The sequence below is a fragment of the Sphingomonas colocasiae genome, assembly GCF_019880585.1.
GTDB lineage: Bacteria > Pseudomonadota > Alphaproteobacteria > Sphingomonadales > Sphingomonadaceae > Sphingobium_A > Sphingobium_A colocasiae.
On sequence record NZ_JAINVV010000012.1, the window covers coordinates 261,803 to 288,131 of the forward strand.

The following is a 26,329-nucleotide window of genomic DNA, read 5'->3' on the forward strand; positions in this document are numbered from 1 at the left end:
CCCGATCCGCAAAATCACATCGGGGATGGCGAACTACAATCAGGGCTTGTGGTTCGAATCCAGCTTCCCGGCCAGTTTGCGGAAGGTGTGGCGAATGTAGAGATGCGCTGGATCACTCTCGTTGCGGACATGCCACATCATATGCTCGTCGAGCAGCGGCACCGCGACCGGGCATTCCAGCACCTTGAGCCGGAGCGGTGGCGCCAGCGTCCTGGCCAGCCGCCGCTGCGCCGTCGCGACGAGCGGGGTGCCCGGCACCATGAACATCAGCGCGGAAAAGCTGGGCGCGGTCGCGGCGATCTGCGGCTCGAATCCGATATGCCGCCACGCGTGCTCGACCAGCGTCTCGATTCCGTTGCCGAACCGGACGACATTGTGCAGCGCCGCGCGATAGTCCGCGAGCGACATGGTTTCCGCCGGATGGCTGCGGCGATCGACCACGCAGACGAAATCATCCTCGAAAAGCTGCTCGTTGAGGATGTCCGCGCTGGGGCCATGATCGTTGTACAGCCCCCAATGCGGAACCGTGATGCAGAAATCGAGATCGCCATGCTCCAGCCGGCGAAAGCTGGTGCTGTTGAGGGATTCGACGCGCACCGTCATGCGCGGCGCCTCGGCGGCGAGCACGCTCATCAGCCGCGGCAGCACGATCAGCGAGGCATAGTCGGACATTGCGAGCCGGACGATCCGCGTCGCCCGCGCCGGATCGAAGCTCGGCTGGGTCGCCAGCGCCGCCTCCACGCGCAGCAGCGCCTCGCGCACCGGGACGACGAGCGACTGGGCGAGCGGCGTCAGCTCGAAGTGCCGGCCGACGCGGACCAGCAACTCGTCCTCGAAAAAGTCGCGGAGCCGCCTGAGCGCGCCGCTGGCCGCCTGCTGCGTCACGAACAGCTTCTCGGCGGCACGCGTCACGTTCCGCTCGGCCAGCAACGCATCGAGCGCGCGCAACAGGTTCAAATCGAAATGGCTGAACTGCACGTGCGCCTCCGGTCCGAACCGCAGATTGACACCGATTCAAGGCGATACGCAACGCATCAGGCCGTTCGGGAGCTTCGCGAATGCCGTCGACCTCATCTCGGCCGGCCAGCACGGCAAACGCGACGCCATTGCCTGCGAGGGTGCATTCGCCCGTCCCGCCGCCATTAAGGAAAATCTCCCGTCCCGGATTTTTCGCGTTACCAATACCGCCCCGCCGGATTGTCCTACCTGTCTTGAACAGCTGCCGAGGCTCACCCGCCCGATGGTCGACGGCGAAGAGCTGAACCGGCGGTTCGTGCGGGAGGTTCTTCCGCTCGAGCGGTGGCTGACGGTCTATATCCGCCGGAACTGGCGCGTGGCGGACGACGTTCTCGAACTCAGGCAGGATATCTACGAACATGCGCTGCTCGGCGCAGATCGAGGAGTATTTCGTCGCGTTGAGGCAACTCGGGAAGAAGGCGAGAGCCAAGGGCCGAAAAGTCCCGCGAAGCAGCGCGATCTGTGGCAGCGGGCCATCGCCTGGTTCGATCGCGACCTGAAGGCGGGCGTGCAGTGATTCTGCGGTGACGGTGCGCAAACATGAAGCCGCCTCGATCCCGGCGCGTGCCGTGCGGGGGGTCCGTTTGCGCCGAGGGAGCCAAGGAGGCTGCCGGCCAGGGCGTCAGGGGTGACCGTGTAGAACAGGCAAAGCCGTGCATCGTCCCGACCGCCAGCGCGCGCGGACGCCGGCATGCCGACGTCTCGGGACGCATGGCCGACTTCACCCGCACATTCCCATGATGAGGGGTGAAAACGCCATGATTCAATTCACCGCATTTTTTTCCCACTTCATGTGAGGTAAATCGCAGCTGAGCCGTCCAGACGTCGAGCCAATTTGGGATCATGGTTTGTCGGCACAGTTGATGTTGGGATTCTTGACAATCGCGAGCTTGATCGTGGAGCCCTGCTCATGGGCGATCGAATGACTCCATCGCCGTCCGAACCAACCGGTTGGGCAAGGCTCCTTCGTCGCATCGAACGCTGGGCGGGGCGCAGCGCCGACGCCGAGGACCTGCTTCAGACCGCCTATGTGCGATTATACACGGCGCGCGCGACCTCCGAGGTGAAGGAGCCTGCCGGTTTCATTTATCGCGCCGCCGTCAATGCGGGTATCGACCATGCCCGGCAGGATCGCCAGCTCCACGACCGGTTCGACATCGACCATGACGGCGCGCTATTACGGGATGCGGCGCCAATGCCGGATGAAGTGCTGGCATCGCGGCAGCGGCTGGACCGGGTGCGCGAGGGGATGGCGAAACTGCCGCCGCGGTCTCAAGAGATATTCATGATGCATCGTCTGGAGGGCCTGAAATACCGGGAGATCGCCGAGCGCGTCGGCATCAGCCAGAGTGCGGTGGAAAAGCATATCGCGCGGGCGGCGCTGTTCCTGACCGATTGGAGCGAGGGATGGTGAACGGTCCCGACACGGGCTGGACACCCGATCCGGAGACGCGCGCGGAGGCCGCGATCTGGGTGGCGCGGCTGCATTCCGACACGCGGACGGCTCAGGACGACGCGGCGTTCCGCGCATGGCTTCAGGAAAAGCCGGACAATGCCCATGTCTTCGACCGGATGACCGCGACCTGGGACATGGCGGGCGCGATCAGCCCGTTCGAGATCGAGGCCGCGCCGGCCCGCAGGCGACCGAGCCGGCGTGCCCTGTTCGCCGGTCTGGGCGGGGCGGTGGCGACGGCGCTGGGCTTCGGCGCCTGGAACGCCGCCTATGCCGGCGTGCTGGAGACCGGCATCGGCGAGCGGCGCGAGTTCATGCTCGACGACGGATCGCGGATCATGCTCGACACCGATACCCGCGTGCGGGTTCGCATGGGCGATCGATCGCGCCATGTCTCGCTCGAACGCGGCAGGATCGGCCTGACGATCTCGGTCGATACGGCGCGACCGTTTCAGGTCGAGGCGGCCGACAGGGTCGTGACCGCCGCGAGCGGGCTGATCGATGTCCGCTGCGAAGGCGCATCGGTTGCGGTCGCCGTCGTGAAGGGGACCGCGAAGGTCGGATCGGCGGGCGCGCAGGCCATTGATGCCGCCGCGATGCTGGTGACGGGGCAGCGGCTCACCGCCGTGTCGGCGCAACCGACGCGGATCGACGAACCCGATGTCAGGAAAGTGACGTCGTGGCAGAACGGCCAGGCGGTGTTCGAGGGCAATACGCTGGCGCAGGCCGCGGCGGAGATGAACCGGTACAGCACCATGCGCATCGAGTTCGCCGATCCGGCGGCGGCCGCGATGCGGATATCCGGCGTCTATGAAGTCGGCGACACGGCTGCGTTCGCGGACTCGGTCGCGGTGGCGCTGCCCGTCCGCGTGCGGCGCGACGGCAGCCGGCTGATCGTCGCTTCCGCGCCGCGCGACGATTCCAGATGAGGTAAATCGACGCTGATCCGTCCTGACCATGACGCACGCAGGGGCGTGCGAGACATGGGGGACCGAAATGGGAAAGAGTGGACAACTCGCCTTGAGACTGACGATCGGCTGCAGCGCCACGGTGTTGGCTTTGGCGATCGGGCAAGCGCCCGCCGTGGCGATGGCGCAAAGCGTGCGCGCGAAAACCGCGATCCAGCTTCCGGCGCAGCCGCTAGAACAGTCGCTGAAGGATGTCGCGCGCCGGACCGGCGTGAATATCCTCTTCTCCCCCGCTTTGGTGTCCGGCCGCAGGGCCTCCGCGATCGACGGCACCATGACCGCCGAGGATGCCGTCTCGCGACTGATCGCCGGGACCAATCTGAAGATCATCGGCGACGGCCGCGGCGGCATCGTGCTGCGAGTGCGCCAGATGGGGGAAGCCCGGGCGGCGCGAGGCGCCGCGACTGACCCGATTTCGGCCGGCGCCGGACAGGCGCTTGCGGCCCAAGGCGACGACACCGCCGGCGACATCATCGTCACCGCGACCAAAAGCCGTCAGCGGCTGGTCGACGTTCCCGCCAGCATCACCGCCGAAACCGGCGCGCAACTGCGGCGGCGCGGGGCGACGCAGTTGCAGGATATCGTCGCGACGACGCCGGGCCTCAGCAATCCGGGACAGGGCAGCGGGAACGGCACCAACCTGGTGATCCGCGGCGTAACCACCGACCGGTCGGCCAGCCTGAAACAGTCGACCGTCTCGGTGCTGTTCGACGATATCCCGGTCGATCCCGCCACCGCCGGCCTGGAAGCCACCAATTTGCGGATCGTCGATGTCGAGCGGATCGAGGTCCTACGCGGACCGCAGGGCACCTTGTTCGGATCGGGTTCGCTCAGCGGCGCGGTCCGCTACATCACCAACAAGCCCGACGCGACGCGCATCTCCGGATCGATCGAGGGAAGCTTCGCAGGCACGAAATCGGGCGCGGACTCGCAATGGGGCAACGCGGTGCTGAACCTGCCCCTCGTCGCCGATCGCGTTGCCGTGCGCGCCGTCGGCTATGCCTTTGACGAAGGCGGCTGGGTCGACAACATTCCTTTCGACCGCAGGAACGTCAACCGCAACAGGACCTATGGCGGCCGGATCGGCCTGCTGGCACAGGCGACCGACCGATTGCGGGTGACGCTGACCGGCGCCTATCAGCACAGCCGCGATTATGCGGGCGGCGAAAGCCTGTATTTTCAGCCGGCCGGTTCGGACAAGCAGGTCTCGACCAACCGGGATTCTGGCGACAGCAGCGTCAAGAGCACCATCGCCAATCTTGGCCTGACTTACGATCTGGGCGGCGTTTCGCTGTTCTCGTCCTCGACCTATCTGCACCGCAAGGTCGAGTTTCTCCAGGATTTCGGATTTTACACCGACCTGCTGCAATTGCAGTTCGGCCTGCCGGCGCTGGACAATGCAACGCCGGGCAGGACCTATAATTCCGCGAACATCTTCATGCAGGAACTGCGCGTGGCATCGAACGGCCAGGGTCCGTTCCGCTGGACCCTGGGGGCTTTCTATCTGCGGTCCAGGACGCCGCGGGGCGGACAGACCGTCACCGCGCCCGGGCTGCTCCCCTATCTCGGGACCGACAACCTCATCGATGTGAGCGCCCCGGGCGGACAGGAGGAGATCTCCGGCTTTGGCGAGGCGACCTACAGCATTGCCGACACGCTGGACCTGACCGCCGGGCTTCGCGTCGCGAAGACCAGCCTCGACATCACCAGCACGTCGAGCGGCCTGCTGGTGACCGGCAGCGGCACGGACGTCTTCGTTTCGCATGCGCCTTCGGACGAGACCAGCGTCAATCCGCGCGTCTCGCTGCTATACCGTCCGACCGGTCAATTGTCGCTCTATGCCCAGGCGGCGCGTGGCTATCGCGTCGGCGGCGCCAATCTGACGGCCGGGCTCGCCGGCCCCGGAATCCCGCTCACCTACAAATCCGACACGCTCTGGAATTACGAGGTCGGCATCAAGACCAGCCTGATGGACGGGCGGCTGCAGATCAACGCCGACGTCTATTATATCGACTGGAGCGACCTGCAGATCTCGCTGGACAACAACAACATCAACTATACCGGCAATGCCGGGGCCGCGCGTCTCTACGGGTTCGAGGCGGAGGTGGCGGCGAAGCCGGCGTCATGGCTCGACCTTGGCGGTTCGCTTGCACTGAACGATGCCGCGCTGACGCAGGATACGCCGAATCTGGTCCGGCCGAACGGCGTCGTCGGCGTGACGGCCGGCCAGCGCCTGCCCGCATCCTCCCGCGTCCAGGCTGCGGCCTATGCGCAGCTCAATTTCAGGATCGGCGACGATCCCGCCTATGTCCGGGCGAGCGGCCAATATGTCGGCCCCGCCTATAGCGATTTCGCGTCCGAGGGCATCCGGTTCGGCGATTATGGGACGGTCGATCTGCGGGCCGGCATCGTCCACGACGCTGTCGAGATCACGGTCTTCGTGCGCAACCTGCTCGATGGCGACGGGAAGCGGTCGGCATCGCCGGCATTCACGCTCGGCCCGATCTTCGGCTCCGCGCAAAATGCCTATCGCGTCCGGCCGCGCCAGATCGGCCTGACCGGACGTATCGACTTTTAAGGCAGGAGATCCGCCATGCGTTCTCGCCGTCCGCCCATCCATCGTTTTGCCGCCGCCATGCGGATCAGCGTAGCGGCGCTCGCCTTGGCGAGTGCCCCCGCCTGGGCGCATCCCACCGAAAAGGTCACGAAGCCGGTGCCGGCGCTCCTGCCGCTTGCCACCCAGTTCGAGATCGCGTCGGCCGGCACGGGCAGAACCTACAAAATCTATGTTTCCACGCCGGTCGTGCCGGCACCGTCCAATGGCTATGCCATATTGTACGTGCTGGACGCCGATGCGACATTCCCGACCGCCGCGTCGCAGGCGCTGCTCGCGTCGACGATGGAGGGCGGCAAGCCGATCGTCGTGGTCGGTATCGGCTACCCCGACGTGATGGCGTCCACGCATCTGCGGACGCGCGACCTGTCCCCCTATCTTCCCATCGCCGGCACCGATGTGAACATGGTGGTGAAGCCCGAGGACTGGGGCGGCGCCGACGGTTTCCACAGATTCATGCTCGATGAATTGCGGCCCGTCATCGACGCCATGGTCAAGGTCGACAAGGGCGACCAGTCGTTGATGGGCTATTCGCTCGGCGGGCTTTTTGCGCTTCACGTCCTTCTGACGAACCCGGAAGCGTACCGAAACTATGTGATCGGAAGTCCGGCCATTTTCTACACCGGCAAGAAGGTGCTGGAGGACCTCCCGTCCTTCGCCGAAAAGATACGGAATGGCGCCGTGTCGCCTCGCATCCTGATCACCGCGGACGAACTGGAACAATCGGGCGGGCCGGGTTCCCTGCCCGCACATTTCCGGATGGTCGACAACGCCCGCGAGGCCGCCGAAGCCCTTCGCAAGATCCAGGGCAGAAACGGCTATCGCGCGGATTACGCGCTGTTTCCGGGCGAGACCCACAATTCGGGAATCCCGGCCGCGACAAGCCGGGGCGTCGCGTTCGTCGGGAGCGTTGTGGGGGACGCCCGAAAATAGGCTGACGCCCACCGATCGACGGATCGCCCTGCCCTGTCCGCCGCCCCTTTACGAAAGATGCTTGATCATGACGCGGCTCATTCCTTCCATCGTCCTCGCCGGCGCCGGCATCCTGACCTGGGCGGGCGCCACGGCGGCACAGGCGGCGGGCAATCCCGCTGATGTCGGCACGGCGGTCGCCGCGCAGATCGCCTGCGCCGGCATCTTCGTAAGCGGGCGCACGGAAGCCGACGTGCTTCGCGACGACGTCCATGCGCTGGCGCCGTTCGCGCGTGCGGTGACGCTGTCGGTCGACCGGAAGCGCCGCACCGTTGCCGCCGCCGCGCCAGGCGCGACGACGCGGACTGCGCTCTACCGGCCGGTCGTGGGCTGCACCCTGCTGACGGGCAAGACCTCGGTCGCCGCGCTGGACGGGCAGGTCGCACGGCTCCGGCCGGCCAGGGCGCGTGCCGATAATGGCGTGCGACTGACGCCCGGTGCCCCCATCCGCCCGGCAGCCATCGACCGCGCGGCGCTGGACGCCGCTGTCGCACGCGCGTTCGACGAACAGAACAAGGATGGCTATCCCGACACCCGCGCAATGCTGGTCGTGCAGCATGGCGCGATCGTCGCCGAGCGCTACGCCCCCGGCTTCGACCGCGACACCCGGCTGCTCGGCTGGTCCGCGACGAAGAGCATCACCGCCGCGCTCATCGGCCTGCTGGTTGACGACGGCGTCCTGCAACTGGACGCGCCCGCCCCGGTGCCGGAATGGCAGGGGGCAGGCGATCCGCGCGCCGCGATCACGCTGCGCCAGCTTCTGAACATGGCCAGCGGACTGACCTTCAACGAAAGCTACGAACCCGGCAGTGATTCTCTGCAGATGCTGTTCGCGGCGAGCGACATGGCCGCCTATGCCGCGTCACGCCCGCTCCAGCACGCGCCCGGCACGACATGGAGCTATTCGTCGGGCACCAGCAATATCCTGTCCGGCATCGTCTTTCGCGCCACCGGCGGGACGCTGGAGGCCGTGACACGCTTCGCCCGCACGCGCCTGTTCGAACCGGCCGGCATGCGCAGCGCGCTGATCGAGCCGGACGAGGCGGGCGTGCCGGTCGGCAGTTCCTATGGCTATGCCACCGCGCGCGACTGGGCGCGCTTCGGGCAATTGTTCCTCGATCGCGGCAGGGCCGACGGCAAACAGATCCTGTCGTCCGGCTGGGTCGATTTCGTGCGGGCGCCCACCACAGCCGCGCCACGCCCGCTATACGGCGGACAATTCTGGCTGAACCGCGGCGACGACAGCGGTGCGCGCAAGCGGATGTTCGCGGATCTGCCCACCGACACCTTCATGGCGCTGGGCCATAATGAGCAGATCGTCGCGGTCATCCCCTCACTGGACGCCGTCGTGGTGCGGCTGGGCTGGACGCCGGAGGGCGTGGACTTCGACTCGAACGGATATATCGGCGCAATCGCGGCGGCCCTGGAGCCGGGGGCTGCCGCGAAACGCGCCGCCGTCTCGCCGCAGTGAGTCTCCACCCCATGGCTGCCGGGACAGACGACGTTTTCCAGCGCGATTTCGCGACGTTTTCCCAGATCGTCGGATGGCGGGCCGAAGCCGTGCCGGACAAGCCTGCGCTGGCGGACCCGTCGGAGTCCGCGACCTATTCGGAACTCGACCGCGACGCGACGCTGATCGCGGCGACTCTCCAGCAAGCGGGCATCGTCAAAGGCGATACCGTCGCGATCTGCGCGTTGAACAGCGTTCGCTACGTCGTCGCCATGCTCGGCATCCTGCGGGCCGGCGCCGTGATCGCCCCGATCGCGCCGTCGTCCACGCCGGACAGCATCTGCGTTCAGATCGTCGATAGCGCAGCGAAGCTGCTGTTCCTCGACATGGCGAGCGACGCCTGTCTCCAGGCATCGACGGTGGGCGTGCCGATCGAGCGCGTCGTTCTCGACGATCCGGCCGCACCGTGCGGCCTCGCCGCATGGCTTGCGCGCGACGCCGTTTTCGTCCCCGTGGATGTGGGGCCGGACGACGCCTTCAACATCATATATTCGTCGGGAACGACGGGTGTCCCAAAGGGTATCGTGCATTCGCATGCGATGCGCTGGGCGCATATCAGCCGCGCGACCTATCCGGCCGACGCGGTGACGCTGGCGTCTACCCCGCTTTATTCGAATACGACATTGGTATCGGTGATCCCGGCGCTTGCGGCGGGCGGCACCGTCATTCTGATGCCCAGGTTCGACGCGCGCATCTATCTGGAGCTCGCCGAACAATATCGGGTCACACACACGATGCTGGTGCCCGTGCAGTATCGCAGGCTTCTGGATGATCCGACATTCGATGATCGTGACCTGCACACGTTCCGGGTGAAGTTCGTGACCTCGTCGCCGTTCGATGCAGACCTGAAGCAAGAGGTGCTCGATCGCTGGCCAGGAGGGTTGGTCGAATTCTACGGATCGACCGAGGGTGGAGGCGTCTGCGCACTTGCCGCGCACGAGCATCCGGATAAGCTCCACACCGTCGGCAAACCGCTGCCCGAACACGATATCAGGCTGATCGACCAGGATGGACGCGAGGTGGCGCCCGGGCAGATCGGAGAAATTGTCGGTCGTTCCGGTGCGATGATGCTGGGCTATCACCGACGCGCCGACCTGACCGCCGAAACGGAATGGCACGGCCCGAACGGCGACCGCTTCATACGGTCAGGTGATCTCGGCCGCTTTGACGAGGACGGTTTTCTGGTCCTGATGGGCCGCAAGAAGGACGTGATCATATCCGGCGGTTTCAATATATATCCCGGTGATCTCGAACAGGCGCTGCGGGACCATCCTGTAGTCGGCGATGCGGCGGTGATCGGTGTCCCGTCGCGCATATGGGGAGAGACCCCTGTGGGGTTTGTGACCTTGCGCCACCCGGGCGAGATCTCCGCCCATGAATTGCGCGATGTGGCGAACGCAAGCCTGGGCAAGATGCAACGGCTCAGTGAGGTACGGATCGTCAAAGCGCTTCCGCGCAGCCCGATCGGCAAGGTTCTCAAGACGCAATTGAAGGATGATTTCCTCCGGACAAGCCGGGAATGACGACGAGGAGTCGTGGATAGGCAAGGTTTTCGGAGAAGCCCCGACACCAGGAAACGAGATCGCCGGCGATCGACACCCCGGCGATGTTCACGGCAACACGCCGATCGAGACGGCGTCCGTCGGGGAACCCGACGCATCGAACGCGGTTACCTTCCAGAGCGCCACTGATCGGAAACATCCATGAAATCACCGATGAAGCAGCCCCTGCTTGTCCTCGGCCTGGTCTTTTCGGGCAGTACCGCCTTCGCCCAGCCTGCCGATTTCAACATGACCTATCATGTCGAGCGCACACCGGCGGCGAGGCTGACGATCGAGAATTGCGGGCGTACCATCGTGCAGGCAGCGTAACGCGCGAAACTGAGCGCCCAGGTTCAAAACCATCCCGGCCAGCTCGTGACCATGAAGGGCGGTCGTCGCGGTTCCGGCGCATTCATCGTCCAGTGCATCGCGGTTGGTGGCACGACGGTAGCGTCGTGCATGGAATGGATTACAGCGCTCGCAAGGGCGCGCTCGGGCGTTCGCCGAACTCAAACGTGCAGCAGGATAGCCCGCAATCGGCGACGACACCAAGGAGCGGGATCAAGTTCCCCGTGCCTGACGGCTGCCCCTGCGCGATACCCGGCCAAGCAGTTCGTCGACCTGGGCGGCCGTCATCGCCTTTCCGAAATAATAGCCCTGCCCTTCGGTGCAGCCAAGGCTTCGGAGACGTTCCGCCACGTCCGCGCTCTCGATCCCCTCGGCGATGACCGTCATGTCGAGGTTCGACGCAAGCCCGATCATGGCGAGCACCATCTTGCGCGAATCCGGATTTGTATGGAAATCGGCGATGAAGGAGCGGTCGATCTTGATCTTGTCGAACGGCAGCATGCGCAGATGCTGGATCGACGAATAGCCGGTCCCGAAATCATCCAGCCCGATCAGCATGCCCTGATTCTTCAGGGATTCGATGGTGGTCTTGGCGTTGGCGGGCTCCACGATCAGGGCATTTTCGGTGATCTCCAGCGCGATCCGCCGCGCGGGGAACCCGTGCCGAGCAAGCACGGCGAGCAGCTTTTCACTGAACCATGAATCCTTGAGCTGGACCGGGGAAACATTGACCGAGATGGTGAGGCGCTGATCCCATGCGCCGGCGTCCAGACAGGCACGGTCGAGCAGCTTCAGCATCAGATCCTGGATCAGGCCGCATTCCTCCGCGATCGGCACGAATTGATCGGGCCCGACCAGCCGACCGTCCGCGCGCGTCCAGCGCGCAAGCATCTCGAACCCGACCACCTCGCTGGACACAAGGTTGACGATGGGCTGGTAGAAGGGTTGGAAGGCATCGCGCTTCAGGTCCGCGCGGATTTCCCGCTCGAGCGTCGCGCGCCGGCGGATTTCGGCGTCCATCTGCTGCTCGAACGCGCGATGCTGCGATCCGCCGAGTTCCTTGGCCTTGTACAAGGCGATATCCGCGCGACGCATCAGGGTGAGGCGATCGCAGGCATCGCGCGGAAACAGGGAGATCCCGATGCTTGCTCCGATATGATGGACAATGCCCTCGATCGTGAAAGGCATCGCGATTTCCTGGATGATGCGGTTGGCGGCCCTGCGGACGGGATCATAGTCGCTGCCGCTCAGCTCGATGGTGACCGCGAACTCATCGCCGCCGAGCCGGTAGGCGGTTCCGGATGCACCGACGAGCCTGCCGAGGCGCCTGGCCGTTTCCTGGAGCAGCTGGTCGCCGACGCCGTGGCCATGAACGTCATTGACCGACTTGAACATGTCGAGATCGATCATCATCAGGCCGAGAGGCGATTGCCCCGCCCCGCCGGCATCGAGCCTGTCCAGCCGCTCTTCGAGCGCCCTCCGATTGGGGAGGTTCGTCAACGGGTCGAGCGAGGCCAGTTCGTTTGCCCTTTGCTCGGCAAGCCGCGCGCGCAACTGCTCCGCCTGCATCTCGTCCCGGGAGACAAGCACTTCGACAAAGCCGCGATAGCTTGTCGACAATGTCCATAACATGAAGCCGGCAACGAACACGAAGTTCACGCCGATAACGCTCAGATACGGATCATCGGCCATCAGGAGACGGACGGTGACCGGCGCCGCGCCGAACAGAAGCACGAGCCGCCCGGCCGAAGGAAGCGCCTGAAGGCAATAGGAGCAGCTGATCGAGCCAAGAAAGATGTAGAGTGCGACGGATACGCTTCTGGCCGGGTCGGCCTCGGTGAACAGCAAAAGACCCCAGCCGCCGAACATTGAGCTCAGCACCGCGGCCATGACGACGGTAATCCTGAGATAGCGCCGGATGGTGTCGGGCCTGGGCGTTGTGCGCCGTCGCCTGAGCCAGAACCAGGTTCGGATCATCATGGCGATGATCAGCGCAACCGGCACGCCGACGCTCATGCCCGCCGGAACATTCCCGTAAATCACGAATCCCAGGAAGCACACATTGATGAACATCAGCGCGTACATGAACGGAACCTGCTTCTGCAGGTTTCGATATTGCTCGAACAGGAGCGTGTCCGCCTGCTCCTTCGTCGGCTCCGGACGCTTCCGGCCGAGTATTCGTACGCTATCCTGCAACATGGCTCCCCGTTAAAGCTCAAAGCTTTAGGAGTCGTTGAATGGCTCACTGAGGCTGCCGGCGCTCGACTCTGCAGGCCTCCAGCGACACCCGGCCCGCCAGCATTCCTCGGCGGCGACCATGACGGACAACGCGCGCCCGATCGCCTATGGATGCCTTTGTCAGTTTTGACCCGCCTTATGTCGGAACCACCCATCCTGCCGGTGCTGTGACGCGCCTATCCCGGATCCACAGGGAGCGACCGCTCCGAATGCAGGAGACAGGACATGAACGCGACGGCATCGAAAACGACGGGCAGGACCGGGAGCAAGACCATCGTCCTCATCCACGGCGCCTGGCTCAACGCGAACAGCTGGGAGGGGGTGAAGGCCCGCTACGAAACGCGTGGCTACACGGTCATCGCGCCGAGCTGGCCCGGCGACGAGCGCGATCCCGCCGCGCTTCGCGCCGCGCCGCTGCCCGGGCTCGCAACCACAGGCCAGCGCGCGATCGTCGACCATTATGAGAAGATCATTCGGTCATTGCCTGAAGCGCCAATCCTGATCGGCCATTCGCTGGGCGGCGTTTTCGTCCAGCATCTCCTGGATCGCGGTCTCGGCCTCGCCGGTGTGTCGATCAACCCCGCGCCCACGCCGGGCGTGCCGCTCTATCCCCACGCAATCCGCTCGGCATTGCCGGTGTTCATCGACCCGTTGAGCTGGCGCAAGGTGAAGCAGATGTCGCGCGCCTTCTTCCGCACCCGCTTTGCCCAGACAGCGCCTGCGGACGCGGCCGATGCGCTCTACGATCGTTATATCGTGCCGACGCCCGGCCGCGTCTATTGGGACGGGGTGATCAATCCGATGAAGATCGACTGGGCGAACCCCGACCGCGCACCGCTGCTGCTGATCGGTGGAGGCAAGGATCTGATCGCCGACGCCGCGATGACCCGGGCCATTCATGCGAAGCAGCGCCGGGCGCCTTCGGAAACCGATTATTACGAATTCCCTGAACGCTCGCACTGGACGCTGATCGATCCGGGCTGGGAAGCGGTGGCGGACTTCGCCCTCGATTGGGCGGAGCAGCATCAACGCCGGGTCTGAGCATCCATATCCACCACCTGTGTTTCGAAGACGCTGAAGCACCGGATCGCGCTACGGATATCTTGCACCACCCGCTCCATCGACGACATGTGCAGCCCCAAACCGGATCGACATCGCCTCAAGGCGTGAGTGGCATCACCGATCCAAGGTCTGGCCTGCTCAAGTCCGACAATGCGCCTCGTCGGCAATGATGCCGCCGTTCACAGGCAGGCCTCCATGCGTTCGCAGGCCAAGGCGGCCAGTCTCGGGAAGCACGCCGCGCGGTCGCGCGCATGCGCCGATGCGGCGGTTCCGCGAACCACCCTGCCCTTGATGCCGTGGAAGATCGCGGCAATGCGGAAGAAATTGAAAGCCATGCAGAAGTCGTACGTCACCTGCGAGACCGGCGGCCGATCCGTGTGTCGGCAATAGGTTGCGAGATATTCGGCTTCGGACGGAATATGGAGTGCCGCCAGATCCGCGCCGCCAAGGCCAGCGACGATGTCCGGCGGCATGCGGAACATCATGGCATGATAGGCGAAGTCCGCCAGCGGATGGCCCAGCGTCGAAAGCTCCCAGTCCAGAACCGCCAGCACACGCGGTTCGCTTGGATGGAAGATCATATTGTCGCAGCGGAAGTCGCCATGAACGATGCGGCTTTCGTCCCCCGACGGGATATTGGCGGGCAGCCACTCGATCAGCCTGTCCATATCGGGATTGCGCCCGGCATCGCTATCTTCGAGATATTGTTTCGACCAGAGCCCGATCTGCCGCTCGAAATAATTGCCCTGGCGACCATAGCCTTCCAGACCGACCGCCGCGGGGTCGATCCGGTGCAGCGCCGCGATCGTGCGGTTCATCGCGTCGAAATAGCCGGTCCGTTCGTCCTTGCTCACCTCCGGGAACGTCGCGTCCCAGAAAATGCGGCCTTCGACCATCTCCATGATGAAGAACCGGCTGCCGATCACGCTATCGTCGGTACAAAGTCCGAAGACATGGGCGACGGGAAAGCCGGCCGGTGCCAGCGCGGCAAGGACATGGGCCTCGCGTTCGATGGCATGGGCGCCCTTCAGCAGCGGCCCCGGCGGCTTGCGGCGCAGGACATAAGCGCGCGACGGCGTCACAAGCTTGTAGGTCGGATTGGACTGGCCGCCCCTGAACTGCTCGACGGTCAGCGGTCCGCGAAACCCCTCGACATGCTCCTCCATCCACCGGGCCAAGCGTGCCTGATCGAAACGATGCGCTTCCCGAACGGCAGTCGTGCCCGCATTGGCTGCGGCATCGACACTCACGTCCGCACCGCCTTCCAGTCCCGCTTGATCTTCCTGGCGAGGTTCCATTTGTGGACCTCGGTCGGGCCGTCATAGATGCGGAAGGCGCGGATCTCCCGGAACACCTGCTCGACGATCGTGTCGCCGCTGACCCCCGATCCCCCCATGACCTGCACGGATCGATCGGCAACGCGCATCAGCGCTTCGGACACCGCGACCTTGGCCATCGAGCTTTCGATGCCACCCGGTGCGCCTTCGTCGAGGATGCCCGCGCACCAGTCGATCATGAGCTCCGCCTGACGCAGGTCGATCAGATTTTCCGAGAGCATGAAACCGACGCCTTCATGGTCGATCAGGGTTTTCCCGAACGCCTGGCGACGACAGGCATAGTCGGTCGCGATCTCGTTTGCGCGAATGCAGGCGCCGAGCCAGCGCATGCAGTGCGACAGGCGTGCGGGGGCAAGGCGCACCTGGGCATACCGGAACCCCTCACCGGACCGGCCGAGCATCTGATCGGCCGGTATCCGCAGATTGTCGATGGCGACAACCGCATGGCCGCCCGGCATGGAGGAATCGATCGTGTTCGGCACATGCTCGATACGGATCGCCGGATCCGGCAGGTCGACGAGGAACATGCAGGCCCCCTCCGCCGATTTCGCCATCACGATCCCGATCTGGGCGCCGTCGGCACCGGTAATGAACGCCTTGCGGCCATTCACCACCCAGTGATCGCCATCGACATGGCAGCTCGTGCGCATCATCGACGGATCGGAGCCGGCACCTCCCTCCTCCGACGGCTCGGTCATGAAAAAGGCCGAGCGCGCCCGGCCTTCGACCAGCGGCCGCAGAAATCTCGCCCTGATTTCGGGACTGCCCACTTTCCCGAGAAGATACATATTGCCCTCGTCCGGCGCGGCGGTGTTGAGGGCGAGCGGCCCCAATGGAGAAAGGCCAGTGGCCCGAAGCACGACTGCCGTCTCGCGTTGCGAAAGATGCCGGCCGTCCTCGAGGATGTGCGGCGTCATCAGGCCGGCGGCACGCGCCTTCGCCTTCAGCTCCGCAACCAGCTCCTCGGCGGGACAATCGTGATGATCGCGACGTGGGTCCTTCTCGTAAGGAACCACGACTTCGCGGACAAAGGCTTCCACCCTCGCCGCGATCTCGGCCGCTCTCTCCGGGCCGATACCGATCGCCAGAGCCTCGCCGCTCATTTCCAGACCATCCGGGATACACCATCGGCGGTCCGGCCGGACGCTTCGCCGGTGACGATCGCCGCCACGTCTTCAATCTTCATAAGGTTCATCCTTTTCGCGGACGTGCAGGAGCCGGGACGATCGCCGCTGCGAGGCGGAATCCGCCGAGCCGGTCGCCACGAGCGCGACGTCCCTGCTCTCGCATTCAGGGGATCAGCACCGCCTTCACGCAATCCCCCCTGAGTTGCGCGGCGACGGCGTCGTTTATTCGATCGAGGGGGAAGGTCTCGATCAGGCGGTCGAACGGGAAGCGGCCGCTTCGATAAAGCGCGACCAGTTCGGGAATGAATGTGTCGAGATCGCTGTCGCCTTCGACAATGCCGTGGATGCGGTGTCCAAAGGTGATGAGCGACGCAAGATTGACCGACAGACTGCTCTCCGGTCGCGGCGGAACGCCGACGAGACCCAGCAGGCCATGGCTGGTGAGCACGCCAAGCGCCGTCTCGACGACGCTCTCCCGCCCACTTGTTTCAAATGCGAACTCGACGCCATCGGGCGATATGGCGCGGATCGCCGCCGCCACATCGCCCGCTGCGGGATCGATCACATGGGTCGCGCCCAGCGACGCGGCGAGGTCTCGTCGTTTCGCGAAGGGCTCCACGAGAATGATCGTCGCGCAGTTCCGGATCACCGCGCCCATCACCGCCGCGAGCCCGACCGGACCGCCGCCGAAAATCGCGATGGACGAACCGGCCGGACATGCAAGGGATCGCATGACCCCGCCCGCGCCGGTTTGAAAGCCGCAGCCAAGCGGACCGAGAAGTTCGAGCGGGACGTCGTCGGCGTCGATGCGGACCACATTGCGCTCATGCGTCAGCGCATGACCAGCGAAGGATGATTGTCCGAAGAAATTGGCGGAAACCTGTTCACCGTCCAACATTACGCCAGTCGTGCCATCGCCGCGTGCACCGCTATAGTTCAGGGCCGGAAACTCGCGGCAATAGGATGGCAGATCCTCCTCGCAACGAGGACAGCGGCCGCAACTGGCGAAGCCGAGAATGACGGCATCGCCAGCCCGGACCTTGGTGACGCCATCGCCGACCGCTTCGACAATCCCGGCGCCTTCATGGCCAAGAATCGCGGGAAGCGGGATCGGGATGAACTGGTCCCTTGCGACCAGATCGGTATGGCACAGGCCGACGCCGGCGATCCTGACAAGCACTTCGCCCGGGCGGGGTTGGTCGATGTCAACGGTCTCGATCGTGAAGTCCCGATGGGCCTCACGGGCGATCGCGGCGATTGATTTCACGACAGTCTCTCCTCACTGCGGCGGGGCGCAGCCTCGCTCCGGATTGGTCATTGCAAGGCCATCACGACGGATTTCGGCTCCAGATAGGCGTCGAGCACCTCGCTGCCATTCTCACGTCCGATCCCGGACATCTTCATCCCGCCAAAGGGAAAAGCCGGGTCTGCCAGGAGCACGCAGTTGACGAAGACCGTTCCCGCTTCCAGCGACGCCGAGGCTCGGTGCGCGGCCGACAGATCCTTCGTGAAAACATGTGCCGCGAGGCCGTAGGGACTTTCATTCGCACGCGCGATCGCTTCGTCCAGTTCGTCAAAGGGGGCTGCCGCCAGCACCGGCCCGAAAACCTCCTCGCGGGCGACCTCCGCATCCGAAGACACGTCCCGCAAGACGATCGGGGGATGGAAATATCCCTGGTCGGGGACCGCCGTCGACACCGGCATCGCCTCGATTCCGGCCGCACGGGCACGATCGACGAAGCCGGTGACGCGTTCGAGCTGACGCGCGCTGATCAACGGTCCGAGCTGACTGTCCCGATCCGCGCTGGCGCCCAGCTTCTGCGACGCCGCGATAGCCGCCACGCCCTCCAGAACCTGTTCGTAGATCGAGCTGTGAACGTACAGGCGGGTGCCGGCATAGCAGACCTGTCCGGAATTGAAGAAGCAACCCATCGCCGCCTGGGGTATCGCGGTCGCCAGATCCGCGTCCGCACAGATGATCGAGGGCGATTTTCCCCCGAGTTCGAGGGTCACCCGCTTCAGATCCGGAACGGAGGCCCTGAGGATCGCCTGCCCCGTCGCCGTCGAGCCGGTGAAGGCGACCTTGGCCACCCTGGGATGCGCAGCAAGCGCCGCGCCGGTCGAGCCATCGCCGGTGACGACATTGAAGACACCGTCCGGCAAACCGGCTTCTCGCGCCAGTTCCACCAGCCGCAAGGCGCTTAACGGCGTCTCCGGCGCCGGCTTCAGCACCACCGTGCAGCCCGCCGCCAAGGCGGGGGCGATCTTCCACATCGCCAGCACCAGGGGGAAATTCCAGGGCGTGATCGCGGCGACGACGCCGATTGGTTCGCGGCGCGAATAGACGTGATGATGACCGGGGGTCGCGGACAGACTGCCGGCCCGGCCGGCGATCTTGGATGGCCAGCCCGCATAGGCGCGCAGCCAAGAGATCGCTGCGGGAATATCCACGGCCTCCACGATCGTCACAGGCTTGCCGGTATCCAGCGCTTCGAGCGCCGCCATCCTGGGCAGATCCCTCTCGATGGCATCGGCCAGGTTGTGGAGCATCCGTTCGCGCGCAAGCGGATGCAGGTCTCGCCAGGACGGCGCGTTGAAGGCGCGCCAGGCCGCCTCGACACGCCGATCGACATCATCGGACGAAGCGATCGGGACCTGACCGATCATGGCACCGGTGCACGGATCGATATCCGGTAATGCCGACGCCCCGGCCGGGCGATCCCTGGCCGCGCCAAGGGCAAGATCGGGAAGGACCAGGCCTTCGAAGCCGTGCAATCGGGTCACGACGGAACATCCCGTCCGCGACGCCTGAAATCGCTCGGCGTCTCGCCCGCGAACTGCCGGAAGGCACGGGTAAAGTGGCTTTGACTTGTGAAACCGAGCGCTTCGGCGATGGTCGCCATCGAGGCATCGGATTGTTCCAGCATATGCTGCGCGCGATTGAGCCGGGCCTTCATGACATATTGGTGCGGCGATACACCCGTCGCCTTCTTGAATATCCGGCAGAAATGCGTTGGCGTGACCCCGGCCTGCACCGCCAGTTCTTCGATGCTGTGCTCCGCTTCGGGGCGCTCCAGAATGGCATTCATGATGTGATGAATGCGATAGGACGAGAACGCCGATGTCGGAAAATCATTGGTGCCCGCGCTGACGGGGCCGCGCAGCATATGCGCCTTCAGCGCATCGACGAGTGCTCCCACATAGACATCACGCTCGCCGCTGCGCGGGGCATATAGCTCGCCCAGGATCTGACGCGTGAGTGCGACCCCCAGCGGGTCGGAAAAGGCGAACCGCATGCGTTTGAACTGGTCGCCCGCCGGGGCACGCTTCAGATCGGCAGAGGCGACGCTGAGAGTCACGACGTCGAGTTCGCCATCCACCAGCCAGCCCGTCGGCTGATTGGAGGGAACGATCGTCGCGCATCCCGGCAGCGACGTGGTTTCGCTCCAGCCGTCGCGTTCCCAGGTCCGTACGCTCGGCTTGCCCGCGATATGCACGACGAACATTGGATCCGGAAGCGCCGGCAGATTATATGCGCCAACGAACTGCCGCCACCGGCACAACCGCCAGCGCCCGTGATCGCCCCCCAGCGCCACGTCGGGAGCGCGGCCGAGCGCGTCGGCGATGATGTCTTCGTCGTTCCACACGGTCTTGTCGGCCATGGCTCTCTCTCCGTCAGGCGGGAACCAAGGTGACGTCGAGGTTCTTCAGCCCGTTGATGAAGTTGGAGCGGAAGCGGCGGGGCTTCCCCTCAACCTCGAAGCGCCGAACATGGCGGGCAAGGAGGCGAAACGCCACCCTGAGCTGCATTTCCGCCAATCTCGATCCCACACAGACATGCTGGCCGGAGCCGAATCCGATATGCTGTACCGCACGGCGGCGGACATCGAAGCGGTCCGCGTTTTCGAACACCGCCTCGTCGCGATTTCCGGAAATATACCACATGACGACCTTGTCGCCCCTGGCGATCGCCTGCCCGCCGATCTCGACATCGGCCATGGCCGTGCGACGCATGTGAAGCACCGGGCTCGCATGACGGACAAACTCCGCGGGAGCAGACTTCAGAAGGTCCGGCTCCAGGCGGATCGCATCCCACTGGTCCGGGTTTTCGGAAAAGGCGTGGATGGTGTGGCTGAGCGAATTGCGCGTGGTTTCGTTGCCGCCAACCAGGACGAGGATGAGATTCCCGACGAAATCGTTGAACGGCACCGGCACGCCGTCAATCTCGGCATTCGCGAGCAGGCTCGCGATATCGGGCCCTGGTTCGGCACGGCGCGCATCGAAAAGCTCTTTCGAGAATGCGAAGAACGCCGACATGGTCTGCGCCATCGATTCCGCCGACTGCCGGAATTCCGGATCATCCTCGCCCACGAAGGCATTCGTCCAGTGATACAGCTTGAGCCACATCTCCGATGGCAGGCCCAGCAGTTCGGCGAGGGTGAGCAGCGGCAACGGGGCCGAGAGCAGGGGAACGATGTCCACGCTCTCGCCAAGCGGAATCCGGTCGAACAGCGCGGCCACCCGCTGTTCGACACGCTGCTCGATATCGCCGAGACGGCCGGGGGCCAGCGCCGGCATCACGAACTTGCGATAGCGGGTGTGGATAGGCGGATCACGGGAGATGAAGGGTATGCCAACCGCGCTGTCCCCGGCCCCCGTCAGGCCGACCTCATTCTCGTTGAAGATCCGATGGCCGCCATTTTCGAAGGCCGAAGAGAACAAGTCCGCCCGACGCGACACCTCGACGATATCCGCGTGGCGCGTGAACGCCCAGAAGCCCGATCCATCAACCTCGGGGTTCCAGTAGACCGGCGTCTCCCGCCGCAGCCGGGCAAAGACGTCATGAGGCGCCCGATCCTGGTAGAGATCGGGATCCTTGAGGTCGGGAAGAAAGCTGCTCGTGGTCATCGCGCTACCCGTCGTCAGAAGCTCAGCCGGGCTGTCACGCCATAGGTGCGCGGCGTGGCGGGAACGAGAAAGTTGTAAGGAAAGCCAGCCCCGCGCAGATCCAGCCCGTAGCTGTAGACCTTTTTGTCGAAGGCATTGTTGATCCAGGCGCGGATCTGCGCACGCCCATGGCTCCATGCGAGCGATGCGTTGACCTTCGCATAGGCCGGTTGCTGGAGTTCCGCATTGACCTGGCCCGTGCCCACGGCGTCGATGGCGTTGAACGGCGAAAAGAACTGCCGGCTGAAATAGTTGACGGTGGGCGAAAAGGTCACGGCGTCGGTGCCGGTATCGAAGATCGTCCAGTCAAACCCCGCCGTCGCCGTCCAGCGCGGCGCGAACGGCAATGCGTTGCCCGACAGATCCGTATTCTGGAGCGTCAGTTCCTTGTAATCGGCATGCAGATATCCACCCGACGCGTTGATCACGAAACCCGGAAAGGCGCGGAAGGAGGCCTCGACCTCCGCGCCATAGACTTCCGACTTCGGTGCATTGACGAGGAACGAGACCGGACCGGGCCTCGTGTCCTGGACCTGCTGATTGCTGTAATCATAATAGAAGCCGGCGGCCGACAATGTCAGCCGGTTGTCCAGGAAACGGCCTTTGACGCCGACTTCGTAAGCATTCACCTTTTCGGGATCGATATAGGTGATGCCGACCGACGAGGTATAGCCGCCGCCATTGAACGCACCCGAACGATAGCCGCGGCTGTAGCTGCCATAGACGAGCGTCCCCCCATCGAACGTATAGCTGAGCGCGGCGCGACCGGTCAGCGCCTTGTTGCTGCCGTCGACCTGATATCGCGCGGCGGGATCATAGGCGCAGGTTCCCGGCACGCCGGCGCAGGGCACGGTGCCGGCGATCGGCAGATCGGGGCCACCGAGGTTTCCGGCGAACAGATAGGCGAAACCGTCCCGGTATTTCGCCTTGTCCCAAGTGTAGCGCGCGCCAAGCGTCAGGACGAGCCGCTCGGTGAGATCGTAATCCCCCTGCAGGAACGCCGCATGGGAACGACGGGATTGGCGATAATGCTGGAAAAACCCGCCATTGACGCCTGGCCCCAGCGCGCTGCCGATATTGAAGCGATTGTCGGTTATCGTCTGGTCCCAGCCGTAGAATAGGCCACCGACAAGCTTCAGCGCATCTCCGTCATAATTGATCCGCGCTTCCTCGCTGAACTGGCGGAAGTTCGAGCGCCAGTTGATGTCGAGCACATCGAGCGGCGAACCGTCGGCGGCCTGCTGAAGATTCTGCTTGCCGCCGTCATAGGAGGTGATCGACGTCAGTGTGAGTTGGGGGCCGAGTTCGAGAGCGACATTGGCCGCCACACCCCATGCATCGGTGCGGCTTTCGCCGATGCTGTTCTCGTTCACCTCGAAAAAGCCCTGCCCGGGCGTATCGGGGCCCGTCAGTCCATGGATACCGGCCTGCGTGCCGCGATCGCGGCCCGCATAGGCCCGAATCTTGATATCGAGCGGACCGTTGCCGGGCCTTATGCGGAGGGAGACGCGCCCCTGCAGCGTATCGACGCTGTTCGCATCCCGTCCACCCGGCGCGACATTGCGGATCTGGCCGTCACCCTTCTCGAAATTGGCGGCGACACGGATACCCAGTTGATCCTCGACCATGGTCGCCTCGACCGCGCCCTGGGCCCGGTAAGTATCGAAACTGCCATAGCCGGCTTCGACATAGCCGCTGCCGCCAGAGAGCTTCGGCGCGCGGGTGATGAAGTTGATGGCGCCGCCCGTGGTGTTGCGCCCGAACAAGGTGCCTTGCGGTCCACGCAGCACCTCCACCCGATCAAGGTCGAAAAGGCCCATGCCATGGCTCGTGCGGGCCGCGATGTACACGTCGTCGATATAGACGCCGACCGGCGAAGCCTGGTTCGAATTATACTCGTTCGCGACGCTGATGCCGCGAAGCGAAAAATTCGGCTGCGTATTGCCATAAGGACTGCTGACCTGAAGATTGGGGACAGCGGTAGCCAGTGCGGCGGAGTTGGATATGCCCTTGTTCTGGAGCGTATCTCCGCCAAGTGCCGATATCGCGAGCGGAACCCGCAACAGGGATTGTTCGCGCCGCTGCGCGGTCACGACGATATCGCCCGGTGCCTCGGGCTCGGCGGATTCCACGGCGGGCACCTCCCGCGACAAGGGGGCATTCGTCGCCTGGGCCAAGGCCGGAGAAGAGGCGGTGACCAGCAACACCAGGGCGGCGTGGCGCGGATGCGCGGAAAAATTCTTCATCAACCTCTCCCGTCATGATCGATCCGTCGTCTGCGGATCCTGAAACGATCGGATCTTATCTAGCGGGATGCACGGCGCCTGGCTTTGCACAGACTTATGGCGAGATTTGACAAAAATTGCGCACCGCTTGCGCGTCGGCGCGCTTGCGGGCTTTCCTTGTGGCGCGTGGTCCACACGCCAGGAACAAGACTGAGAGGATCTCGAATGCATCCGTCGGCCCATGCGCGCTCGATGCCGCTGAAACCGGCGATCATCATCGCGGAATCAGGCGAAACCATCGATTATGCCACGCTCGACGCGCTCGCGAACCGATCGGCGCACGCCTTGCGGTCGCTCGATCTGAAGCGCGGCGATATCGTCGCGACGCTCTTCGACAATGGACCGGAGGTGTTTATCTTCGGTCTCGCGGCGCAGAGGACCGGGCTCTATCTCACGTCCATTTCGAACAAGCTGAGCGCCGCCGATATCGGCTATATCGTCAGGGATTGCGGCGCCAGGCTGCTCATCGCCAGCGATGGGTTTCGCCGCCTTGCCAAGCAAGCGCTCCCCGATTGCCCCGGCGTTACCCTGATGACCTGGTCCGATCGATCGGACCAGGAACAATCGTGGCAGGCATTGGCCAGGAGCCAACCCGCGTCGGCAATCGCCGATCAAAGCCCGGGCACCGACATGCTCTATTCCTCAGGGACCACCGGCCGCCCCAAGGGGGTCAAGTTTCCACTCCCGGAAGGCGACATCGACCATCCGACGCCGCTGATGTCGATGGGGAGCGCGCTCTACGGGATGGGCCCCGGTTCGATCTATCTTTCGACATCCCCTCTCTATCACGCAGCCCCGCTTCGATGGGCAATGACGATGCACCGACTGGGAGGAACGGTGGTGGTCATGGAGCGGTTCGACGCGGAACGGGCTCTTGCATTCATCGAGCAATACCGGATCACCCATGCGACCTTCGTGCCCACCCATTTCATCCGCATGCTGAAACTGCCCGAAGAGTCGCGAACCCGCTACGATCCCTCGTCGCTGCAGGCGGCCATCCACGCCGCGGCGCCCTGCCCCGTTCCGGTCAAGCAGGCCATGATCGATTGGTGGGGACCGATCCTGCACGAATATTATTCAGGCACCGAGCAATGCGGAATCACCGCCCTTTCCTCCAGCGAGTGGCTCGTCAGGCCAGGTTCCGTGGGCAGGGCGGTGCTCGCGACGCTGAAGATCACCGACGAAGCGGGCAACGAGGTACCGACCGGCGTCGACGGGAATGTCTGCTTCGCCGATGGGCCGGCGTTCCAATATCACAATGATCCCGACAAGACCGCCCAAGCCTATGACCGCAACGGCTGGGCGACACTCGGCGATATCGGCCATGTCGACAAGGATGGCTATCTCTTCCTGACCGACCGCAAGAGTTTCATGATCATCTCCGGCGGGGTCAACATCTATCCGCAGGAGATAGAGGATTGTTTGATCACACATCCGAAAGTCATCGACGCGGCGGTCATCGGCATCCCCGACGACGAGATGGGCGAGAGTGTCCTTGCCATCGTCCAGCCAGCCCCCGGCACCACGGTCGATGCGGCGCTTCGCGATGAATTGCGCAACCATGTTCGAAGCGCGCTGGGGGGTGTGAAGACACCGAGATCCTTCGAATTCCGAATGCGATTGCCTCGCGAACCCACCGGCAAACTCATGAAGCGCACGCTCATCGACGAGTTTCGGGCCAATCCGTCAGCGTGCGATGACATGACCGGTTTCAGACAGTTCCGGTGATTTCGATCGCGTCCCCCTCCCACGCACAGCCATTGCGGGGCAGCCTTTGCGCACGATGCCCTGAACCGCCGATTTTCATCAGACCGAATGGCGCGCGGTGGACGTGGTTCGCGTCAGGCCGGCAGAACCCCACCCGCCTTCACCAACATTTCTCGCCCAGACGCGCGGGTATCATGCCACCGTCGACCCGCAGGTCGGTTCCCGTGATGAATGAGGCCTGGTCGGACGCCAGAAATGCGGCCGCCATGGCGATATCCATCGGAGCGCCCCAGCGCCGCAGCGACGTCTGTTCGAGAACGGCGGCGGCCGCCTCGCCATGCTCCACCTCATAACGCCCCATGGGGGTGTTTATGATACCCGGCGAAATGGAGACAATGCGTGCGCCCTTTTCCGCCCACCGCGCGGATCGCAAGGCGGCCGCGCGGATCGTCGCGCGTTTCGAAAGGCCATAGGCGGGGCCGCTCAGCCCCGAATAGTGGAACGAATTGTCTCCGATGCCGCCGCCCGCATCGACGAGAATATGTTCGACCTGATCGAGAAGATCCCCGGCATAGGGCGCATCGAGCAGCCGATCGACCTCTCCGTCCGCCGGCGCGAGATGACCTGCAACGGATGCGACAAGAACCGCGACCGTTCCGTTGATCAGAAAAGCTTCCATTGCGTCGAGCAGAAGCGCCGTGCCAAGCACGTTGGTGCGGATGATCGTTTTCCAGTCGGCCATGCCCGACGACACCCCCGCGGTATGCGCGATCACACCGAGCATTCCATGATCGCGAACCAGGGCCGAGAGCGAGGCCAGCGTCTCGCCGTCCGCCAGATCCCCTGCCACGCTTCCTACAATGCGATGCCCTTCCTCCGTCAATCTCCTTGAAAGCCGATCGACCCTTTCGGCCGAGATATCCGCCAGCACCAGATCATGGGTTCGCCCGAATTCGCGAGCACAGGCGACGCCGATGCCGCCGCATCCCCCCGTCACCACCGCCAGCCGCCGACTGATCGCCGGTTCCATCCCGCCCTCCTCTTTCGCATTATCTATATATCTTGTTATATTATTGATCGGCGGGGATCAACAGTCGCCGACTTGCCCCGGCGGCGGCGGCCACGCAGTTGCCAAATGCCGGGGACAAAGGCATCGAGGATGCGGGCGGCTTCAAGGCCGGCCCGGCGCGAAAAGACGGCGAG

Annotated in this window: 19 protein-coding genes and 1 pseudogene; 10 read left to right on the forward strand and 10 right to left on the reverse strand. The window is 64.4% G+C overall.

All coding sequences use genetic code 11. The annotated features are described in order from the left end of the window. Positions 1–39: 39 nt before the first annotated feature. The gene (locus K7G82_RS25060) at positions 40–978 is read right to left on the reverse strand and encodes a LysR family transcriptional regulator (protein WP_222992694.1); all 939 of its coding nucleotides are present in this window, start codon (positions 976–978) and stop codon (positions 40–42) included. Positions 979–1,003: 25 nt separating this feature from the next. On the opposite strand from K7G82_RS25060, the gene K7G82_RS25065 reads away from it, so the two are divergent. The 8 genes and pseudogenes from K7G82_RS25065 to K7G82_RS29945 form a co-directional block, all read left to right on the forward strand. Then, positions 1,004–1,534 carry a hypothetical protein gene (locus tag K7G82_RS25065; protein WP_222992695.1) on the forward strand — a complete coding sequence of 177 codons (531 nt, stop codon included), beginning with the start codon at positions 1,004–1,006 and terminating at the stop codon, positions 1,532–1,534. A gap of 393 nt (positions 1,535–1,927) precedes the next feature. Beyond that, a complete protein-coding gene (locus K7G82_RS25070; protein ID WP_246623847.1) occupies positions 1,928–2,431 on the forward strand; it encodes an RNA polymerase sigma factor in 504 nt (167 codons plus the stop codon). Beyond that, positions 2,425–3,399 carry a FecR family protein gene (locus K7G82_RS25075; RefSeq protein WP_222992696.1) on the forward strand — a complete coding sequence of 325 codons (975 nt, stop codon included), beginning with the start codon at positions 2,425–2,427 and terminating at the stop codon, positions 3,397–3,399. Before K7G82_RS25070 ends, K7G82_RS25075 begins: the two co-directional genes overlap by 7 nt. A 67-nt stretch (positions 3,400–3,466) precedes the next feature. Then, the gene (locus K7G82_RS25080) at positions 3,467–6,016 is read left to right on the forward strand and encodes a TonB-dependent receptor (RefSeq protein WP_222992697.1); all 2,550 of its coding nucleotides are present in this window, start codon (positions 3,467–3,469) and stop codon (positions 6,014–6,016) included. A 135-nt stretch (positions 6,017–6,151) separates the two neighbouring features. Then, on the forward strand, positions 6,152–6,985 hold the full coding sequence (locus K7G82_RS25085; protein WP_222992698.1) for an alpha/beta hydrolase: 834 nt from the start codon (positions 6,152–6,154) through the stop codon (positions 6,983–6,985). 67 nt (positions 6,986–7,052) lie between these two features. Continuing rightward, positions 7,053–8,495 (forward strand): serine hydrolase domain-containing protein, encoded by a 1,443-nt coding sequence (locus K7G82_RS25090; RefSeq protein ID WP_222992699.1) that lies wholly within the window; start codon positions 7,053–7,055, stop codon positions 8,493–8,495. Between the two features lie 11 nt (positions 8,496–8,506). Then, the gene (locus tag K7G82_RS25095; protein WP_222992700.1) at positions 8,507–10,057 is read left to right on the forward strand and encodes a class I adenylate-forming enzyme family protein; all 1,551 of its coding nucleotides are present in this window, start codon (positions 8,507–8,509) and stop codon (positions 10,055–10,057) included. A gap of 267 nt (positions 10,058–10,324) precedes the next feature. Further along, positions 10,325–10,516 (forward strand): annotated as a pseudogene (locus K7G82_RS29945) (DUF6180 family protein); the annotation flags it as partial. Between the two features lie 120 nt (positions 10,517–10,636). On the opposite strand, the gene K7G82_RS25110 reads toward K7G82_RS29945, so the two are convergent. After that, entirely contained in the window at positions 10,637–12,622 is a 1,986-nt protein-coding gene (locus K7G82_RS25110; RefSeq protein ID WP_222992702.1) for a putative bifunctional diguanylate cyclase/phosphodiesterase, read from the reverse strand. Positions 12,623–12,886: 264 nt separating this feature from the next. On the opposite strand from K7G82_RS25110, the gene K7G82_RS25115 reads away from it, so the two are divergent. Continuing rightward, positions 12,887–13,702, forward strand: coding sequence for an alpha/beta hydrolase (locus K7G82_RS25115; RefSeq protein ID WP_222992703.1), 816 nt, complete (start codon positions 12,887–12,889; stop codon positions 13,700–13,702). A 200-nt stretch (positions 13,703–13,902) separates the two neighbouring features. Here the strand turns inward: K7G82_RS25115 and K7G82_RS25120 are convergent, their stop codons facing one another. The 7 genes from K7G82_RS25120 to K7G82_RS25150 form a co-directional block, all read right to left on the reverse strand. Further along, the gene (locus K7G82_RS25120; protein ID WP_343228641.1) at positions 13,903–14,973 is read right to left on the reverse strand and encodes a phosphotransferase; all 1,071 of its coding nucleotides are present in this window, start codon (positions 14,971–14,973) and stop codon (positions 13,903–13,905) included. After that, positions 14,970–16,163: an acyl-CoA dehydrogenase family protein gene (locus tag K7G82_RS25125; protein ID WP_222992705.1), complete on the reverse strand. Its 1,194-nt coding sequence runs from the start codon at positions 16,161–16,163 to the stop codon at positions 14,970–14,972. The genes K7G82_RS25120 and K7G82_RS25125 overlap by 4 nt, the downstream gene beginning before the upstream one ends. Positions 16,164–16,350: 187 nt before the next feature. Next, complete coding sequence (locus K7G82_RS25130) at positions 16,351–17,454, reverse strand: NAD(P)-dependent alcohol dehydrogenase (RefSeq protein ID WP_222992706.1); 1,104 nt, start codon at positions 17,452–17,454, stop codon at positions 16,351–16,353. A gap of 47 nt (positions 17,455–17,501) precedes the next feature. After that, positions 17,502–18,971: an aldehyde dehydrogenase family protein gene (locus K7G82_RS25135; protein ID WP_343228642.1), complete on the reverse strand. Its 1,470-nt coding sequence runs from the start codon at positions 18,969–18,971 to the stop codon at positions 17,502–17,504. Then, positions 18,968–19,849 (reverse strand): helix-turn-helix domain-containing protein, encoded by an 882-nt coding sequence (locus tag K7G82_RS25140; RefSeq protein WP_222992707.1) that lies wholly within the window; start codon positions 19,847–19,849, stop codon positions 18,968–18,970. The genes K7G82_RS25135 and K7G82_RS25140 overlap by 4 nt, the downstream gene beginning before the upstream one ends. 13 nt (positions 19,850–19,862) lie before the next feature. Continuing rightward, entirely contained in the window at positions 19,863–21,095 is a 1,233-nt protein-coding gene (locus K7G82_RS25145) for a cytochrome P450 (protein ID WP_222992762.1), read from the reverse strand. Between the two features lie 14 nt (positions 21,096–21,109). Beyond that, complete coding sequence (locus tag K7G82_RS25150) at positions 21,110–23,380, reverse strand: TonB-dependent receptor (protein ID WP_222992708.1); 2,271 nt, start codon at positions 23,378–23,380, stop codon at positions 21,110–21,112. A 231-nt stretch (positions 23,381–23,611) separates the two neighbouring features. Between K7G82_RS25150 and K7G82_RS25155 the strand changes: the two genes are divergently transcribed. Then, positions 23,612–25,147, forward strand: coding sequence for an acyl-CoA synthetase (locus K7G82_RS25155; RefSeq protein ID WP_343228646.1), 1,536 nt, complete (start codon positions 23,612–23,614; stop codon positions 25,145–25,147). A gap of 139 nt (positions 25,148–25,286) precedes the next feature. On the opposite strand, the gene K7G82_RS25160 is transcribed toward K7G82_RS25155, so the two are convergent. After that, entirely contained in the window at positions 25,287–26,156 is an 870-nt protein-coding gene (locus K7G82_RS25160; RefSeq protein WP_222992710.1) for an SDR family oxidoreductase, read from the reverse strand. Positions 26,157–26,329 lie beyond the last annotated feature (173 nt).